The sequence below is a fragment of the Streptomyces sp. NPDC053432 genome, assembly GCF_055585365.1.
The window spans coordinates 47,394-64,734 of record NZ_JBVJKF010000001.1 but is presented as its reverse complement, the minus strand read 5'-3'; the positions used below and the strand labels follow the sequence as shown (position 1 = coordinate 64,734).

Genomic DNA, 17,341 nt, shown 5'->3' with positions numbered 1-17,341 from the left:
CCTGCGGGGGCCGATTGGGCCGATCCGCCGAACTTCGGCAGGATGGGGTCATGACCGAGATCCGCACCCCCCGACTCCTCCTCCGCCGCTGGACCGACGACGACCTCGTCCCCCTGTCGGAGATCAACGCCGACCGGGAGGTGATGCGCTGGATCGGCGACGGTTCCACGCTCGACCTGGACCAGACCGCCGAGGAGATCGAGCGCATGGAGGAGGAGTGGGACGAGGAGGGCTTCGGGCTCTTCGCCGTCGAACTCCTCGCCTCGGGCGAACTGATCGGTGTCGTCGGCCTCACGGTGCCGGACGGCCCGCCCGAGGCCCTCGCGGACATCGCCGTCACCTGGCGCCTGGGCCGCCAGTACTGGGGCCAGGGCTACGCCTCCGAGGCCGCCCAGGCCTCGCTGGAGTTCGCCCTCCAGGACCGCGGGCTCGACCGGGTGATCGCCGTGAACCGGGCCGGCAACGAGGAGTCCGAGAACGTCATCCGCAAGCTCGGCATGGAGCACGAACGCGACACCACCGACCCGGAACACCATCACCTCCTGCAGATCCACGGCATCGACCTCACCGAGTACGAGGCCTGATCCGGCGGACCACGCGTCCCTCCGGCCGCATCGACCGATCGGTTGACCCCGGGGTCGTCCGAACGATCCCGGGGACCATCCCGCAGGCGGACCGGTCCGCGGCCGCCGCCGGGCGACGATGGACCGGGGCGGGAGGCGCACCGGACCCTCCCGGGACCTCCCCGCCCCGGAGCCGAGAGGGACACCATGAACACGCACGACCGACAGCTCCTCGACGGCGCCCGGCGCGGCGACGCGGCGGCGGTGGGCGCCGCCCTCGCCGCGGGCGCCGCCGTCGAGGCCCGCGACGAACAGCTGCGCACGCCCCTGCTGCTGGCCGTGCTCGGGGACCACGTGGCCGTCGCCGAGCTGCTGGTCGCCGCCGGAGCCGACCCGAACGCCCCCGACTCGCGCGAGGACAGCCCCTGGCTGGTCACCGGCGTCACGGGCAGCGTGCGGATGATGCGGCTGCTGCTGCCCGCCGGGCCCGACCTGAAGCAGCGCAACCGGTTCGGCGGGATCTCCCTCATCCCCGCCGCCGAACGCGGACACACCGCGTACGTGCGCGCCGTGCTCGAAGAGACCGCCATCGACGTCGACCACGTCAACCGGCTCGGCTGGACCGCGCTCCTGGAGGCGGTGATCCTCGGCGACGGCGGCCCGCGCCACGAGGAGACCGTCGCCCTGCTGCTCGCGGCGGGCGCCGACCCCGCACTGGGCGACCACGACGGCGTGACCCCGTACGAGCACGCCGCCCGACGGGGGTTCGACGGCATGGCCCAGCTCCTGCGCGCGGCCGAGGCGGAGCGGGAGAGGGGCCGGTGAACCGCCGCGCGCCTGCCGCCCGTACGGTCCTCGCCCCGCTCGCCGCGGCCCTGCTGCTCGGCGCGTGCACGCAGGCCGCCACCTCGGCACCCGCCCCGGCACCGTCCGCGGCCTCCCCGCTGCCGGCCGGCGCGCCGACGCCGCAGGGGCTGCTGCTGACGGCCGACTTCGGGGCCGACACCGTCACCTTCGTCGACCCGCGGCGCGGAGCCGTCGCCTCCGTCACCGTGGGACGGGCCCCGTACGGTCTCGCGGTCGGTGCCGACAGCCGCGCCTGGGTGGCGACCGCCGAGGGTGTGGCCGTGGTCGACACCCGCAGCCGGACCCGGGTGGCTGACGTCCCGTACCGCACCGGCACCGGCCCGGCCGGTGAGGGCGAGTACCGCGGCGGCGGCATGGGGATCGCCCTCTCGCCCGACGGCGCGCACGCCTACGTCGGGGTCAACGTCCCCGGCGGGAACGGCGTCCTGGAGGTCGTCGACACCGCCACGAACACGGTCACCGCGGCCGTGCCGGTGGGCCGGCGCCCCTTCGACGTGGACGTGTCGCCCGACGGCTCCGAGGTCTACGCGACCGGCCACGACTCCTTCGACGTCACCGTGGTCGACACCGGCTCGCTGCGGCCGCGCCGCATCGAGGTCGCCCCCTACGGGACCGGGGGCGGGCTCGGCTCCTGGCTCAAGCCGCACTACACGGCCGTCCGCCCCTCCGACGGGATGCTGCTCCTCCCCTTCGAGGGCGAACGGCTCGCGGTGGTCGACCCGCGCACCGGCCGCACCACCATCGAGCCGATGACCGCCGACACCCACCAGCACGGGGCCGGACTCACCCCCGACGGACGCCTCCTGGTGGTCGGCACGGGCGCGGTGGAACCCGGCACGGGCAAAGGCCCCTCCCTGACGGTGCGTTCCCCGGACGGCACGGAACGCGTGTATCCGCTGGACGGCCCGCACGAGACGGTGGCCGTCTCCCGCGACGGCCGCACCGCCTACGTCACCGGCGGTTACACCCGCGACGGCTACTGGAACGGCATCACCACGGTCGATCTCACCACGGGCACCACCCACCGCCTCCCGGCGGGCAGCCGCCCCCTGGGCATCGCCGTGCTCTGAGCCGCTCCGACCCGTCCCCAGAGCCGCTCACCGGGGCCGGGCCGCTCAGGCGGGTCTCGTGCCCGGGGCCTGGGCGCCGCGGCCCGCGCGGATCTCCGCGAGGGCCGCCGCGTGCAGGGACCGCGGGGCGCCGTGGTGGGGGAGCGGGCTGCCCGTGAGGGTGTACCACTCGTCGGCGTCCTTGTACTGGACGTCGAAGCGGACCCGGTCCCCGGGAAGCACCGTGGTGCGCAGGGTGAGCGGCCCGGTGACGACGCCGACCTCGTCGGTCATGGCGCCGCCCGGGCCGGCGGTCACGTCGTCCTGCCAGCGGAGCGCGCCCGTCATGAGGCGCAGGTGTCCAGCATCGTGGTGAGCATCTTCTTCTCCGGTTCGGTGACGGTCAGTCCGTAGGTGGACTTCACGGTGGTCCAGGCCCGCCCGTACTGGCACCAGCTCGACCTGTCCGGCGGCTGCCACAGGTCCGGGCTCTGGTCGCCCTTGGAGCGGTTCGAGGCCGCGCTCACGGCCAGCAGCTGAGGACGGGTCAGGTCGTTGGCGAACGCCTTGCGCCTGGCGGCGTCCCAGCCGGCCGCCCCGGAGCGCCAGCCCTCCGCGAGCGGGACCATGTGGTCGATGTCCATCTTCCCGGCGTCGGTGACGACCACCCCGTCGTACAGGCTCTTCCACGTCCCGGACACCGCCCGGCACTCGGCGTCCCGCGTGACGTCCTTGCCGTCGCGCCCGAGGACCACCTCACGGGTGTCGCACTTGTCGCCCTGCTGGATCCAGTGGGTGAACTTGTCCCGGCTGTAACCGGCCATCGTGCCCACCGGCGCCACCTTCAGCCCCTCCAACTGGGTGCGGGCGACGGCGACGGTGACCATCCCCGGCAGTACCTCACCGCCGGCCGGCTTGGCGTCGGCGGGCGCGGACGAAGCCGCCCCGGACGGCTTCGCGTCCGGAGCACCGGGAACCGCCGTCCCCGAACATCCGGCCACCGTCAGCAGCAGCGCGGACGCCACCACCGCGGCCCTCGCCCTCGTATGACGTCCCATAACCCCACCCCGGCCCGGCCCCGCTCCACAACTGACCCCGGAAGACTACCCAGAACCGGACATGGAACCGGCCGGGGACCCTCCGGCGGGCATTGTCAGTGCCTCTCGCTAGTCTCCCGGCATACCGCAGCTCAGGGGGGTCTTCGTCCCCCCTGTCAAGGCTGCGCTGATCCGTTGGGTACAGGCAAGCGAGGGGCACGGTCTGATGGCATGGCTGGCGGCGGGCGAGGGGTACGAGATCTCCCTCGTGGAAGGGCGGGTGGCGGCACGGTCCACCACCGGCCGGGCGGCGGGACGGCAGTTGAAGTCACTGCCCAAGGCCCTCAAGGAACACCCCGAGGTGGACCGGCTGCGCCGGCTCGCCGAATGGCTCGACCGGCACGCCGCGGCCTGCGCCGCCCAGGTCGACACCTGGATGGTGTCCTCGCTCCCGGTCCCGACCGGACTGCTCGCCCGGGTCTGGCCGGACGAGGCCTGGCAGAGCGCGCTGCGTGACGTGGCCGTCGTAGGCGACGACCCGGACGAGGTCGGCTTCCTGCGGGACGCCACCGAGTCCGGCGAGCTGAAGGTGGTCAACCTCGACGGCGAGACCGTACGGCTCTCGCCGCGCACGGTGACCCTGCCGCACCCGGTGCTGCTGCCCGACCTGGACGACGTACGGGAGTTCGCGGCCGAACTGGGCATCGTGCAGGGCGTCGAGCAGATCCACCGGGCCACCTGGCAGAAGCCCGAGGGGCTCGCCCCCGGCGCCACCGAGGTCCGCGACTACGCGGGCGGGAAGTTCCCCACCCGCTTCAGCCTCGCCGCCCGGGCCACGAGCCTCGGCTACCGGGTCTCCGGCGGCTACGCCACCTGCAAGGTCGGGGACTCGGGCTCCGGCACGGAGGCGGCGGTGTGGATCGGCGAGCCCTACTACGAGGACGAGACCACCACCGGTGCCCTGACCTGGCACGACGAGAACGGGCGGGCGGTGACCCTGGCCCACGTGGGACCGGTCGCCTGGTCCGAAGGCATGCGCATGGCCGCGGCGCTGTACGCCGGGCGCAAGATCGAGGAGGGCACGGGAGCATGAGCACGAACCTGAAGAACGACGACGCCACCACCACCGGCGAGGCCGAACTGCTGCTCAGGGCGGGCGCGGTGCTCCCGCCCGGCCCCCCCGGCGCCGGACCCACCGCCGTCGAGCTGACCGCACGCTCCTACCGCCACCCCGCCCTCGGTGACGACCGCGTGGTCGTCCGCCTCGCCCCCGCCGAACTGGGCGCGGCCGAGGACCTCGCCGCCGGGTTCCTGGGCCTCGTGCCCCACCAGGCCGAGCCGCCCGTCGTCGGCCTGAGCCGCCGCCAGGCACTCGGCTTCCCCGAATGGGTCCTCGTGCACCACCCCGAGGACGGCCACCACGCCCTCGCCGTCGTCCCCGAACTCGACCGCATCGCCCCGCAGGCCAAGACCAAGCCCAAGGCCGCCCTCGACGCCTGCAACGAGCTCGCCGGCCGGCTCGCCGCCGCCGTGCCGCACTTCCTGCCCGTCTTCTACGAGCAGGCCGCCCGGATCTTCCTCGCCGTCGAGAACACCACCTACGCCGCCCAGCTGTTCGGCCGTGCCCGGACCGCCGAGGCACAGCACGGGCTGAGCGTCGACGAGGACCGCCTCGACTCCGTCTTCCTCGAATTCGCCCTGGCCGGTGCCCTCCCGGTCAAGGTCCTCACCGGCTACGGCAAGGACCTCGCCGCACGCGTCGCCCCCGCCGAGGCCTACGACCGCTTCCGCCGCCTGTGCGTGCGCCGCACCGCGGGCGGACTGCCGCCCTCCGCGCAGGCCGCCACCGAGCTGCGCCGCCTCGCCCGCGCCGCAGGCCAGAAGGGCACCGAGGCCGAGCAGGACTACCTCGCCGAACTGCTGCCGCTGCCCGCGACCCTGCGCGCCGCCACCGGCTGGTGGAAGGCCCACCGCACCGCGCTCGTCGCGCTGGCCCGCCGCGTCCCCTCCGTACGCGGAACGCTGCTCGGCCTGATGCCGCCCGGCGGCGACGTCGAACTGTCCGACCTCTGGCTGCAGATCCTCGAGGAATCCGGCGCCACCGCCGGCCTCGTCGACGAGGCCCTGCCCGCCGAGCAGCGCTGCGCCGACGGAGCCGTCGGCTGGCTGGAGCGCTACCACACCGCCCGCCACACGGGCTGGGGCCAGCGCCCGACCCCGCCTGCCCTCCTCGGCCTCGTCACCCGCGCCGCCGACCGGCTGCGCACCGAGCTGGCCGAGCCCGGCCGCGAGACCGGCCTGCGCATCGGCGTCCAGGACGTCGACCTGCTCGACCTGGTGCTCACCCTCGGCATCCCCGTCGCCGACCCCGAGGAGAACGCCCCCCGGTACTACCGCCACGACCAGCTGAACGTGGCCGACTGGGCACGCGCCGACGAGCGCCGCGAGCTGCTCGCGCTCGGCGCCGACCAGCGCTTCCGGCCCGCGTTCGCCCGCGCCCTGAACGCCTTCGGCGACGCCACCACGGGCGGCGACGTCATGCGCCGCCTCGCCGCCTCGCCCGGCGGCCGCCCCATGCTCACCGAATGGATGCGGGAGGTCGCCCGCAACTCCAAGGCCGCGGGCCTGCCCGGGCTGCCCGAAGCGATCAGCCGGCTCACCTGGCTGCCCGCCGAAGCCCTCGAACTCGCCCGCGAGGAGGTGGCCGAGGCGGCCGCCGCCGACCTCGCCGCGATCCTCACCCGGACCCTGCGCGGAGGCCTCTTCGAGGAGTTCGTCTGGCCCGCGTTCGAGGAGGCGCTGGTCGAACTCGCCGACCGCAAGGCCCTGCACCGCACCAACCTGACCGTCGTCGAGGCCTGGCCCCACCTCATCGTCGCCAACGGCGTCCAGGTCCGCGTCATCGACGCCGACTCCACCGTGCTCACCCACGACCTGCGCGTCCCGGCCGGCGGCCGGAGCGGCTCCTACCGGTACGGATTCCACTACGTCGACGGCGCGCTCCTCGTCTTCTGGTCCACCTGGGGCAGCGACGTCCAGGGCTACTGGCACACCGACCCCCAGCACGTCTTCACACTGAAGACCGACCGCGCCCACTGGTCGCTGCGCTCCGACGAGATCAGCCTGCCCCTGGCCGGCGGCGGCCGCACCGTCGGCGGCGGCGTCCTGCACGCCGGGGACACCGAACTGCCCCCCGAGCGGTCCGTGCTGTGCGACGGCACCTCGTACTGGGTGTGGCGGTCCCGCGACAAGGACCAGGGCGGCTCCGGCTGGTGCGAGTACAACCCCGCCGACGGCACCCACGGACGCTTCTCCCAGCCGGCCTTCCTCACCGACACGCTGGCCGCCCGCCGCCCCGCCACCGACTTCTCGGCCCGCTCCGCCTGGCTGCGGCCCGCGCCCACCGTCGCCGGCTCGGCCCTCGGCGAGCCCGCCGACGGGCTCCTCGGCTGGTGCGCCGTACGCGTCAACGGCGAAGGCTGGTACGGGACGGACACCGCCGGACGCACCGTCCGCACGCCCGAGGACGGCAACATGCCCGTCGCCGCCCTCGCCTTCCCCGGCGCCGACCGGCCGCGTGCCCTCACGCACCGCTGGCGCGAACTCAACATCACCGACCCCGACGGCGTCGTCACCGCGCTGACCAACGGCGACCACCGCAACGAGGGCTTCGCCACCGGCAGTGTCGACCTTCCGCCGCTGCCCTTCTGGTACGCCCTGCGCCCCCGCGACCCCGAGGGCTCCACCGCCCTGCGCGCCGCCGACCGCGACACGGTCGCCGCCCTCCTGGAGTCGGCCGCCGCCGCGGAGAAGGTCTCCGACCTGCCCGGCCTGGTCGGCGCCGCCTTCCCGCAGATCACCGCCCCCGAACTGGTCGGCGGAATCATCGAGGTGCTGCGCTTCGCCCTCACCCAGCAGAAGGCCCTGGACGCCGTCGCCGCCCGGCTCCACCCGGACCGGGACCCGGCCCGTCAGGAGGAGACCGGCCCCACCGACCGCCTGCTCGGCGAGGCACTGAGCGGCCTCGTCGGCACCGCGCACTACTACTGGGGCCCCGACCACGACGGCGCCCACCGCCTCCTGCGCGCCCTCGCCGCGGCCCGCGCCGACGCCGACGCACCCGGGGTGCCCGGACGCCTCCACTGGGACCTGCCCGCCCTGGAGCACTCCAACCTGACGTGGACGCCCTGGCTCGACCAGCCCGCCGCCCTCGCCTACCGCGCCGCCGGCTCCACCTCCACCGACGAACAGCGGGCCGCCCTGCGCTGCCTCCTCGACGCCGTGGACGCGCTCGGCCTCGACTCGGCCGCGGGCTCCGCCGGCCACTGGCGCCGGGTCCTGCTCCACCTCGACCAGCGCCACCTGCGCACCCCCGACGGCTCCGAACGCAGCGTGTACCACCGCAGCCTGCTCCCGCTCGGCGGCGGCGCCGTACTGGCCCTCACCGAGCACCACAACTCCGTCCCCGACGGACACGAGTTCGGCGCCCTGCTGCACGACCCCACCGGACGGTTCGACGTCCCCGGCCCCTACACCCTGCGCGGCGAGGCACCGCTGGGCGACCGCGAGCGGGCCGCCGGCTGGCTGCGTACCTTCCTCGACGCCGCCGAGAAGCACGGCCCCGTGCCCTTCCACCCGGAGGCCGCAGAGGAGTTCGCCCGGCTCACGGGAGTCTCCGGCACCGTCGCCAGGCTCGTCGTCGCCGGCCTCCCGCACATCGACGAGCGGCAGCACCACTTCCTGCCCGCACCGCTGCGCACCGCCCTCGGCGTCAAGTCCGCCGACGCCGACCACGCCCGCGACGAGCTCCGGGACCTCGACGCCGAGGTCCGGCGCGAGGTGGTCGCCGCCCTGCTGCCCGCCGACCCCGAACGGCTGTGGAGCGACGGCCCCGACGCGGCCGCGGCCGCGCAGGTGTGGAACCGGCGCGTGGGACGGCGTACGCCCGTACCCGACTGGCTGCTCACCGAGGCCGCGCGCGCCATGCGCGGCGGCTGGTCCCTGCACCGGGCCCTGCCCGCGGTTCTCGACCCCGAGGCCTCGCCGGAGCTCTCCGCCGACGTGCCCTGGCGGGTCAAGGGCGACCGCGCCGAGCCCGCCGAGCCGGCCACGGCACCCTTCACCACGACCGTGCTGAACAGCGCCCTCGCCCTGGCCGCCTGGATGGCCCACCGGCTGCCTGCGGGCGACCCGGTGCGCGCGGCCCTGCCGCCCGTGCTGACCGCCCTCCGGCAGCGGCTGGCCGCCCCCGAACTGCTCCTCCTCATCGGGTACTACACCGACATCGCCGAATTCCGGAAGGCGGCCGGCACCCCCACCGAGACCGTGGAGGGCCCCGACGGCTACGAACGCTACGGCGCGGTCATCCTGCCCACCCACGACGACCGGCCCATGCCCGTGCTGCGGCCGACGCTGCTCGACTCCACCGGCCGCGACCCGTACCTGCCGCTGCTGCGCGGCGCCGACCAGCAGCCCAGCCGGAACGAGAGCGCCCTGCGGCTCGTCCACGACCCGGCGTTCGCCGCACTGCTCGCCGACCCCGGCGCCCCGGCGGCGGGCACCGTCGACGCGGACGGCACCTGGTGGCCGCAGGACCCCGGCCGGTCCGTGCCCGACCTGGTGGCCGAGGCGGCAGCCGCGCACGGCCTCGGCGCCGACGCCGCCGTGCTGTACCTGATGCTGCTCGCCATGCCCGACCCCACCGACCGCAACACGGCCCGCTGGACCGGCTGGAAGCCCGCCCGCCTCAAGGCGGCCCGCTCCGAACTCGCGGCCACCGACCTGGTGGTGGAAGCCACCCGGAGCAGGGCGGGGCGCTCCCTCTTCCTGCCCGGCGGCTGGTCGGAGCAGAACTCCCCGGTGCTGCCGGTGGAGCAATGGAAGCTCCCCATGTACGAGGCCGCCGCCGTGGGCCCGATGGTGCCCGCGCAGCCCGTCGCGGACCTGTACCGCAGGGCGTGGCAGCGGGTCCGCGAGGGCGACACCCCCCGCTTCGAGGAACTCAAGGTCAAGCGCACCCGCGCCCGCCGCCGCTGACACCTCGCGGCGCGCCCCGGCCCGGGGCGCGCCGCGCCACCTCCTTCTCCTCCTCCCTCTCAAGGAACCCCATGACCCTCACCGAGCAGCCCGCCGCGGCGGTGCCCGCACGCCAGGTACTCCCGGCCGAGGAGCGGTACGCCGCCGAACTCGCCTTCCTCGCCGCCCAGGACCCGGGCCCCCGCCCGCCCGGCTGGGCCCTGACCCCGCGCGCCGTCGTCACCTTCGTGTGCGGCAGCGACGGCACCGAACTCGCCCTGCCCGGCGGGGGCACGAAGATGGCCATCGCCCCCAAGTTCGTCGGCGAACGCGCCCTGGTCGAACGCTGCGTGGTCACCCTCGCCGGAGAGCGCGGCCTGCTGCTCACCGGCGAGCCCGGCACCGCCAAGTCGATGCTGTCCGAGCTGCTGGCCGCAGCCGTCTGCGGCACCAGCGCGCTCACCGTCCAGGGCACCGCCGGCACCACCGAGGACGCCTTCCGCTACGGCTGGAACTACGCACTGCTCCTCGCCCAGGGGCCGAGCGCGGGCGCCCTCGTCGACTCGCCGGTGCTCGCCGCCATGCGGACGGGGCGGGTGGTCCGCGTCGAGGAGATCACCCGCTGCCTGCCCGAGGTGCAGGACGCGCTCGTGTCGATCCTGTCCGACCGGCGGATCAGCGTGCCCGAACTGACCGCCACCGAGGACGGCGTGGTCAGCGCGGCCCCCGGCTTCACGGTCATCGCCACCGCCAACCTGCGCGACCGAGGCGTGAGCGAGATGTCCGCCGCCCTCAAGCGGCGGTTCAACTTCGAGACGGTCGCGCCGATCGCCGACGCGGACGCGGAGGCCACCCTGATCCGCCGCCAGGCCGTCGCCGCCGTCCAGCGGGCCGGGGCGCCCTTCGGAGTGGACGACGCCGTGCTCGACGCGCTCGTCACCGTCTTCCGGGACCTGCGCGGCGGACGCTCCGCCGAGGGCTGGGACGTGGAACGACCCAGTACGGTCATGTCCACCGCCGAAGCCGTGCAGGTGGCGGCCTCGCTGGGGGTCTCCGCGGCGTACCTGCCCGGCGGTGACGTGCTCGACCTGCTGCCGGGGCACCTGCTGGGCGTGGTCCGCAAGGACGACCCCGCCGACCACGCCCGGCTCCTCGGCTACTGGGACGGGCCGGTCCGCCGCCGGGCCGAGGACGGCTCGGCGATGTGGCGCCGCCTGTGGGACCTGCGCGGGAGCCTGCGGTGACGCCTGACCCGAAGGCCGCGCTGGACGCCCTCGCGGCCTCCCGCACGCCCTACCTCCTCGGCGTGCGCCACCACAGCCCCGCTCTGGCGGCGGTGGTCCCGGCCCTGCTGGACGCCTCCGGCGCGGACGTGGTGTGCGTGGAGCTCCCGGCGGACTTCCAGCCGTGGCTGACCCACCTGGCAGACCCCGAGACCGTCTCCCCGGTCGCCCTGGCGGGCACGGCCGGAGACGGCCGCCTCGCGTTCTACCCGTTCGCGGACTTCTCCCCGGAACTGGCGGCCATCCGCTGGGCCGCGGCGAGGGGTGCGACCGTCCTGTGCTGCGACCTCCCCCTGACGGCCGACGCCTGGACCCCCGGCGACCCGGCCCCGGACGCCGTCGCCGGCCGCGGGAGCCGGTTCGCGGACGGGCTCGCCGCCGCCGGCACCGGGCGGGACGGCGAGGACATGTGGGACCGTGCCGTCGAGGTGCTCGCACCCGGCTGCGCCCCGGAAGCCGTACGCCGCGCCGCGCTCGGCGTCGGCTGGGCGCTGCGCACGGACACCGGGCCCGTCGAGCCGAGGGACCTGGCCCGTGAGGCCCACATGCGCGAGGTGATCGCGACCGCCCTCGCCGGGGGCCACCGGGTGGCGGCCGTGATAGGCGCCTTCCACGCCCCGGCCCTCCTGCCCCCGCCCCCCGCGACGCCTTCCCCCGACCCGTCGGCCGCCCCCCGGCGCGCCGACGCCGCCACGGCCGCCGACGCCGCCACGGCCGTGGGGGCGGCTGCCGGACGCCCGAGCGACTCCGCCGAGGTGCCCGCGGCCCGCACACCCGGTGACGCGCACGGCGCGGACCCAGCGGCCGGCCCAGTTCCGGCCGTCGGGTCGGGGGCGGACCCGGCGTCCGTTCCCCGGCACGCCCACGCGGCCCCGTCCGCCGATGGTGCGGGGACCGCTGCCGGGGGCCCGCATGCCGCGGTCGGGGTGCCCGCGGCCCGCGTACCCGGTCCCGCGCACGGTGCGGCCCCGGGCGCGGACCCGGCCCCGGCCGTCGTGGCCGGGGTGGACCCGGTGTCCGTTCCCCGGCGCGCCGACGGCGAGGGGACCGCCGCCGAGGTGCCTGCGGCTCGTGCGCCCGGGCACGGGCACGGCGCGGACCCGGCGGCGGCCCTGGAGGGTTCCGGCGACGTGGCCGAACGGCACGTGCCCGGCACCGCGGGCTCCGGGCCGGCGGCGAGCGGCGACGCGGTCACCTCGCTCGTGCCCTACTCCTTCGATCTGCTCGATGCCCGCTCCGGCTACCCCGCCGGGATCCGGGACCCGCTCTGGCAGCAGGCCGTGCTGGAGGCCGGCGGCGATCCCGGCCTCGTACGGGAGGCGGCCTCCGGGGCCGTCGTCCGGCTCTGCCGGGAGCTGCGCCGCGCCGGACACACCGCCGGTACCGGCGAGGCCGCCGAGACCCTGCGGCTCGCCTGCGACCTGGCCGTCCTGCGCGGGCTCCCCGCGCCCGGCCGCGGCGAGCTCCTGGAGGCCGTCACCACCGTGCTCGGCCAGGGCGAACCCCTCGGCCGGGGCCGCGCACTGGCCCGCGCCCTGGAGGCCGTCCTCGTCGGCACCGCCCGCGGCCGGATCACCCCGCACGCCCCCCGCTCCGGCCTCGGCCCCGCCGTCGAGGCCGAGCTGGCGGAGCTGCGGCTGCCCGGCCCCGACGACCCCGCCCCCAAGGACCTCCGCCTCGACCCGCTGCGCTCCGCCCTCGACGCCCGCCGCGAGGTGCTGCTCCAGCGGCTCCTCGTCTGCGGCGCCTCCTACGGCGAGCCCGCCCCGGTCGCCGCCACCGGCGACGGCACCGCCCTCGGCACCAAGTGGCGGCTCTCCTGGACGCCTTCCGTCCCGGCCCGCCTGGACCTCGCCGGGGTCCGCGGCGTCACCGCCGCCCAGGCCGCCGCCGGAACCCTCCGCGACACCGCCCGCCGGGCCGCCGCCGACGGCGGGCCGACCCCGGCGCAGATCCTCGCCGGGCTGGGGGCCGCCGCGCGCTGCGACCTGCCCGCGCTGGTCGACGTACGCCTGCACGAGGCCGCCGGCGTCCTGCCGCAGACCGCCACCCTGCCCGAACTCCTCGAAGCCCTCGACCTCCTGGAGGCGCTCCACCGCGGCCACCTCCCCGGCACCACCACGCAGTCCCGGGCCACCGCGAGCGGGCTCACCGCCGACCTCCTCGACGCGGCCGTACGCTCCCTGCCCGGACTCGCCGGCAGCGACGACCCCGCCGACGCGGCCGCCCTTGTCGCCCTCGCCGACCGGGCCTCCGCCCACCGGCTGGGCCTGCGTACGGACGAGGCGCTCGCGGCCCTCGCCGCCACGGCCTCCCCGCTGATGCAGGGCGCGGCCCTGGCCGTACGGGTCCTCCTCGACCTCGACCCGGCCCCGCTGCTCGGCGCCCGCGCGGCCGGCTGGATCGACGGCGCGGCCGGCCCCGACGGCCGGCGCGCCCTGAGCCGCCGGCTCGGCGGACTCCTCACCGCCGCCGGGTCCCTGCTCCAGGCCTCCCAGGCCGCCCTCACCCCCCTCCTCGACCGCGTCGAGCACCTCGACGACGACCTCTTCCTGGACCGACTCCCGGCCCTGCGCGGCGGCTTCGACGCCCTGTCGCCGGCCGCCCGCGACCGGCTCCTGGACACCGTCACCGAACGCCTCGGCGACCGGATCGACCTCGGCCTCGACGCCCCGCCCGCGCTCCTCGCCCTCTGGGCGGCAGCCGACGCGGCCGGCCTCGCCGCGGTCCGGGCCCTCCCGCGGGCGCCCGGGGCACAGGCCGCCGAGGCCCCGGAAACCGGCCAGGACCCCGTCCCCGACCGGGAACCCGCCGCCGGGCCCCCGCGGCGACCGGCCCGGCTGGCCCCCGCCGACCGCTGGCGGCTGCTGCTCGGCCGCGAGCGCGACCGCCTGCCCGCCGGAGCACGCCGCTACGCCCACGCCCTGGACGAGCTGTACGGCGCCGGACGCGGCGAAGGCGCCGGCGACGCGGGCGCAGGCCGGGGCGGGGGCCGGGGCGGGGGCCAGGAGGCCTCGTTCCCGACGGCCCGTGAGTGGTCCGAGGAACTGGAGGCGCTCTTCGGCGCCGACGTACGGGAAGAAGTGCTCGCCGGGGCCGCCGAAGCGGGCCGCACCGATGTACTGGCCCAGCTCGACCCGGCGAGCGTACGGCCCTCCGTGGAGCTCCTGAGCTCCGTGCTCTCGCTCGCCGGCGGGATGCCGGAAGCCCAGCTCGCCCGCCTGCGCCCGCTGGTACGGCGGCTCGTGGACGAACTCGCCAGGGAACTGGCCACCCGGCTGCGCCCGGCCCTCTCCGGCCTCGCCACCCCGCGCCCCACCCGCCGCCCCGGCGGCACCCTCGACCTGGCCCGCACCCTGCGCGCCAACCTCGCGCACACCAGCCGCCGGGACGACGGCAGCGTGGTCGTCGTCCCCGAGCGGCCCGTGTTCACCACGCGGGCGAGCCGCGAGGCCGACTGGAGGCTGATCCTCGTCGTCGACGTCTCCGGCTCCATGGAGGCCTCCGTCGTCTGGTCGGCGCTCACCGCCGCCGTGCTGGGCGGCGTCCCGACCCTGTCCACCCACTTCCTCGCCTTCTCCACCCAGGTGGTGGACCTCACCGACCGCGTGGACGACCCGCTGTCGCTGCTGCTGGAGGTGCGGGTCGGCGGGGGCACGCACATCGCCGCCGGGCTCGCCCATGCCCGCTCCCTGATCACCGTCCCGAGCCGCACCCTGGTCGTGGTGGTCAGCGACTTCGAGGAGGGCGCCCCCGTCGGCGGACTCCTCGGCGAAGTGCGTGCGCTGGCCGCCTCCGGCGCCCACCTGCTGGGCTGCGCCGCGCTCGACGACACCGGCTCGCCCCGCTACAGCGTCCCCGTGGCCCGGCAACTCGTCGCGGCCGGCATGCCGGTGGCCGCCCTCAGCCCCCTCGCCCTCGCCCGCTGGGTGGGGGACCGCCTCCGTGGAGAGACCAGTTGAGCACCGAACTGCCCGCCGTCGCGCCCGAGGTGCTCGCCGAAGCCGTCGAGAGCCTCACCGCGCGGCTGCGCAAGAAGCTGGACGCCGCCATCGGGACCTGTGGCGCGGGCGCCGCCCGCGAAGCGGACGGCAGCGTCACCGTCCGCTTCGGCGAGGACGCCGTGGTCACCCTGACCCCGGGGCCCGAGGGCACGGTCACCCGCGCCGATCAGGCCGTATGCAGCTGCCTGTTGTCCCCCCGCTGCCTGCACCGCACGGCGGTCCTGGGCGCGGCCCCGCTGGCGGACGCCCCCCTGGACCCCGCCCCGTCCCCAGCCCCGGGCCCGGAAGCCGAGCCCGTCCCGGCGGACGGACCCGGGACCCCCGGGTCCCCTGCGGTGCCCGAGCCGCTCCCGGCCGCTGAGGGCCCCCCGACCGCGGGGTCCGGGCGGGCTCCGGGGGAGCCCGAGCCCTCCCCGGCTCCGCCGGCTTCCCAGGCCGCGGGGGCCGCCGGGACGCCCGAGCACCACGGGGCCGCCGGCGCCGCGCACGCGGACGGGGCCACCGGGCTCCCGCAAGCCCCCCGGGCCGCGCGGACTCCCCGGCCCGCGCCCGCGCCCGCGCCCGCGCCCGAACCCGCGTCCGAACCCGCGCCCGCGAAGCCGCTCACCGCGGCCCAGGCGGAGGCCGCGGCCGCGCTCTGGCGGGCCGCCGCCGAGGCGCTCGCCGCCGGGGTGACGGCCGGGGGCGCCGTGGTCCAGGCGGAGTTGCTGCGGGCCGCGCACACCGCCCGCCTCGCCGCACTGCCCGGAGCCGAGGCGGCCGCCCTCCGGGTCGTACGCGGACTGCGCGCGGCCCGTGAGCGCACGGCGGGCCAGCGGCTCGCCGACCTCACCGGGGCCTTCCGCGTACTCCTGCGCACCACCGCACTGCTCGCCGCCGGTTCCGCCGATCCCGCCCTCGTCGGCACCTCCCGCCGCGCCTACACCCCCGGCGGCAGCCTCCAGGTGTACGGGCTGTGCCGGGAACCCGTACTGTCCGCCACCGGGTACGGGGGAGTGGTCACCCACCTCCTCGCCCCGGACGGCGCCCAGTACTCCGTCGCCGACGTGCGCCCCGGCGGCCTCGCCCGCGCCCGCGGAGCCGGGTCCGCCTCCGTGGCCCTCGGCGGGGCCACCCTCGACCATGCCGGACTCGCCCGCGGCGGCCTGCGCATCGTCGGCGCGGCCGTCTCCCCGGAAGGCCGCCTCGGCGCCGGACGCTCGGTCCGTGCGACCCCGCTGCGCGGCACGTCCTGGACCGGGCAGCCCGCCGCCGCGCTCTTCGCCCGCCCGGCCGCGGAGGCCGTCGCCGCGCAACTGGCCGACGGATCGGACGAGGCCGGGCCGGCGCTCCTCGGCTGCGACGTCGCGGTGGTCGGCGCGGCGGGGGACCACCTCTTGGTCCGCGAGCTGCGTGAGGACGGGCCGCTGCTGCGGCTGCTGCCCGCGCACCCCCACCCCGAGCTGCCGCACGCGGAGAACCTGCGCCGGCTGGCCTCGTACCCGGGCCTCGCGCTCCGCGTGCTCGGCCGCCCGGACCTGGACCGCGCGGCCACCCTGCGGCCCCTCGCCGCAGGTCCCGTCCCCGGCGCGGAGTACACCCTCCGACTGCCCGAGGAATGGCTGGGCCGCGCCGACCTCGGCTACGACCGGCTCCAGGGGGCCCATTTCCCGCACCCGTCCACCACACCCGCCCCCGCCGTACCCGGGGCCGCCCCCGGGCTCCCGGACCCGCTCGCCGACTCCCCGTTGTGGCGGTCGCGCCGCCTCCTGGAGACCGGTGTCGCGGGAGGCCGCCGAGCCGTCGCCGAGGCGGCCCGGGCCGACGGGCCCACGGCCGCGTACGGCCCGCTGCGGCGAGCGGGCCTCACCGCGGCCGCGGAACTGGCCACCGCCCTCGCCACCGAGGCGGACCGGCGCCCCCGCGACGCCTTCGGCCGCCTCCGCGACCCCTCGGCCGACGGCTACGCCCGGGCCTGGCTGGCCGCCGCCACCCACCTCGCGGCGGCGGAACGCCTGCTGGTCGCCGAGTCCTGGGCGGCTACGAGGTGAGCAGCCACGCCCGCAGCGCGCCGAAGTCCGTGTCGGTGAGGCCCCGGCCGGGATCGACGCGGTGCAGGAGGGCCCGCCCGGGGTGGTGGGCGGCCACCCAGGCCCGGTCGGCGGCGGTGATCTCGTCGTCGACCCATGCGAAGGGGCGCCCGGCCGCGTGCCCGACGAGCGCCGGGGTCTTCCAGTGGACCCGGCTCAGCTCACCGTGCCCGTCCTCGGCGGAGGGCTCGGGCCACTCCACGACGGGCAGCGGGGGCAGGCCGAGCCGGGGCGAGAGGCACTCGTTGGCCTCCTCCATCCACGTCGTGGCCCACACCAGCTCGCACTCCAGCGCCGCGAGCCGGGGCCCGACGGTGGAATCGACCCTGGCGAGCAGGGGGTTGGCGCCGTCCCCCGGAGGATAGGGGCCGGCCCCGAACGGGATGAGCGGTCCGTCGACGTCGAGGTAGAGGAGCGGGCGGGCCGCGGAAACGGTCATGCCCGCACCGTACGC

At 77.0% G+C, this 17,341-nt stretch carries 11 protein-coding genes; 8 read left to right on the top strand and 3 right to left on the bottom strand.

Annotated elements, in window-relative coordinates; genetic code table 11:
* Window positions 1-50: 50 nt before the first annotated feature.
* From ACZ6Y1_RS00285 to ACZ6Y1_RS00275, 3 genes are all read left to right on the top strand, one after another.
* Window positions 51-584 carry a GNAT family N-acetyltransferase gene (locus ACZ6Y1_RS00285; RefSeq protein ID WP_469620006.1) on the top strand — a complete coding sequence of 178 codons (534 nt, stop codon included), beginning with the start codon at window positions 51-53 and terminating at the stop codon, window positions 582-584.
* A gap of 186 nt (window positions 585-770) precedes the next feature.
* Window positions 771-1,388 carry an ankyrin repeat domain-containing protein gene (locus ACZ6Y1_RS00280; RefSeq protein ID WP_469620003.1) on the top strand — a complete coding sequence of 206 codons (618 nt, stop codon included), beginning with the start codon at window positions 771-773 and terminating at the stop codon, window positions 1,386-1,388.
* Window positions 1,385-2,500: a YncE family protein gene (locus ACZ6Y1_RS00275; RefSeq protein WP_469620000.1), complete on the top strand. Its 1,116-nt coding sequence runs from the start codon at window positions 1,385-1,387 to the stop codon at window positions 2,498-2,500. Before ACZ6Y1_RS00280 ends, ACZ6Y1_RS00275 begins: the two co-directional genes overlap by 4 nt.
* Window positions 2,501-2,545: 45 nt before the next feature.
* Here the strand turns inward: ACZ6Y1_RS00275 and ACZ6Y1_RS00270 are convergent, their stop codons facing one another.
* Both ACZ6Y1_RS00270 and ACZ6Y1_RS00265 read right to left on the bottom strand, forming a co-directional pair.
* Window positions 2,546-2,827 (bottom strand): hypothetical protein, encoded by a 282-nt coding sequence (locus tag ACZ6Y1_RS00270; protein ID WP_469619996.1) that lies wholly within the window; start codon window positions 2,825-2,827, stop codon window positions 2,546-2,548.
* Complete coding sequence (locus ACZ6Y1_RS00265; protein ID WP_469619993.1) at window positions 2,824-3,537, bottom strand: GmrSD restriction endonuclease domain-containing protein; 714 nt, start codon at window positions 3,535-3,537, stop codon at window positions 2,824-2,826. Before ACZ6Y1_RS00265 ends, ACZ6Y1_RS00270 begins: the two co-directional genes overlap by 4 nt.
* A 205-nt stretch (window positions 3,538-3,742) precedes the next feature.
* Between ACZ6Y1_RS00265 and ACZ6Y1_RS00260 the strand changes: the two genes are divergently transcribed.
* The 5 genes from ACZ6Y1_RS00260 to ACZ6Y1_RS00240 all read left to right on the top strand — a co-directional run bounded on the left by ACZ6Y1_RS00260 (window position 3,743) and on the right by ACZ6Y1_RS00240 (window position 16,848).
* Complete coding sequence (locus tag ACZ6Y1_RS00260) at window positions 3,743-4,609, top strand: DUF4132 domain-containing protein (protein WP_469619990.1); 867 nt, start codon at window positions 3,743-3,745, stop codon at window positions 4,607-4,609.
* Window positions 4,606-9,552: a DNA-binding protein gene (locus tag ACZ6Y1_RS00255; protein WP_469619987.1), complete on the top strand. Its 4,947-nt coding sequence runs from the start codon at window positions 4,606-4,608 to the stop codon at window positions 9,550-9,552. Before ACZ6Y1_RS00260 ends, ACZ6Y1_RS00255 begins: the two co-directional genes overlap by 4 nt.
* A 71-nt stretch (window positions 9,553-9,623) precedes the next feature.
* Window positions 9,624-10,775, top strand: a complete 1,152-nt coding sequence (locus tag ACZ6Y1_RS00250) for an ATP-binding protein (protein ID WP_469619983.1) — start codon at window positions 9,624-9,626, stop codon at window positions 10,773-10,775.
* On the top strand, window positions 10,772-14,776 hold the full coding sequence (locus tag ACZ6Y1_RS00245; protein ID WP_469619980.1) for a DUF5682 family protein: 4,005 nt from the start codon (window positions 10,772-10,774) through the stop codon (window positions 14,774-14,776). Before ACZ6Y1_RS00250 ends, ACZ6Y1_RS00245 begins: the two co-directional genes overlap by 4 nt.
* Window positions 14,773-16,848: a hypothetical protein gene (locus tag ACZ6Y1_RS00240; protein WP_469619978.1), complete on the top strand. Its 2,076-nt coding sequence runs from the start codon at window positions 14,773-14,775 to the stop codon at window positions 16,846-16,848. The genes ACZ6Y1_RS00245 and ACZ6Y1_RS00240 overlap by 4 nt, the downstream gene beginning before the upstream one ends.
* On the opposite strand, the gene ACZ6Y1_RS00235 is transcribed toward ACZ6Y1_RS00240, so the two are convergent.
* Complete coding sequence (locus ACZ6Y1_RS00235) at window positions 16,838-17,326, bottom strand: HAD domain-containing protein (protein ID WP_469619974.1); 489 nt, start codon at window positions 17,324-17,326, stop codon at window positions 16,838-16,840. The two genes, ACZ6Y1_RS00240 and ACZ6Y1_RS00235, sit on opposite strands and share 11 nt — an antisense overlap.
* Between the last annotated feature and the right edge of the window lie 15 nt (window positions 17,327-17,341).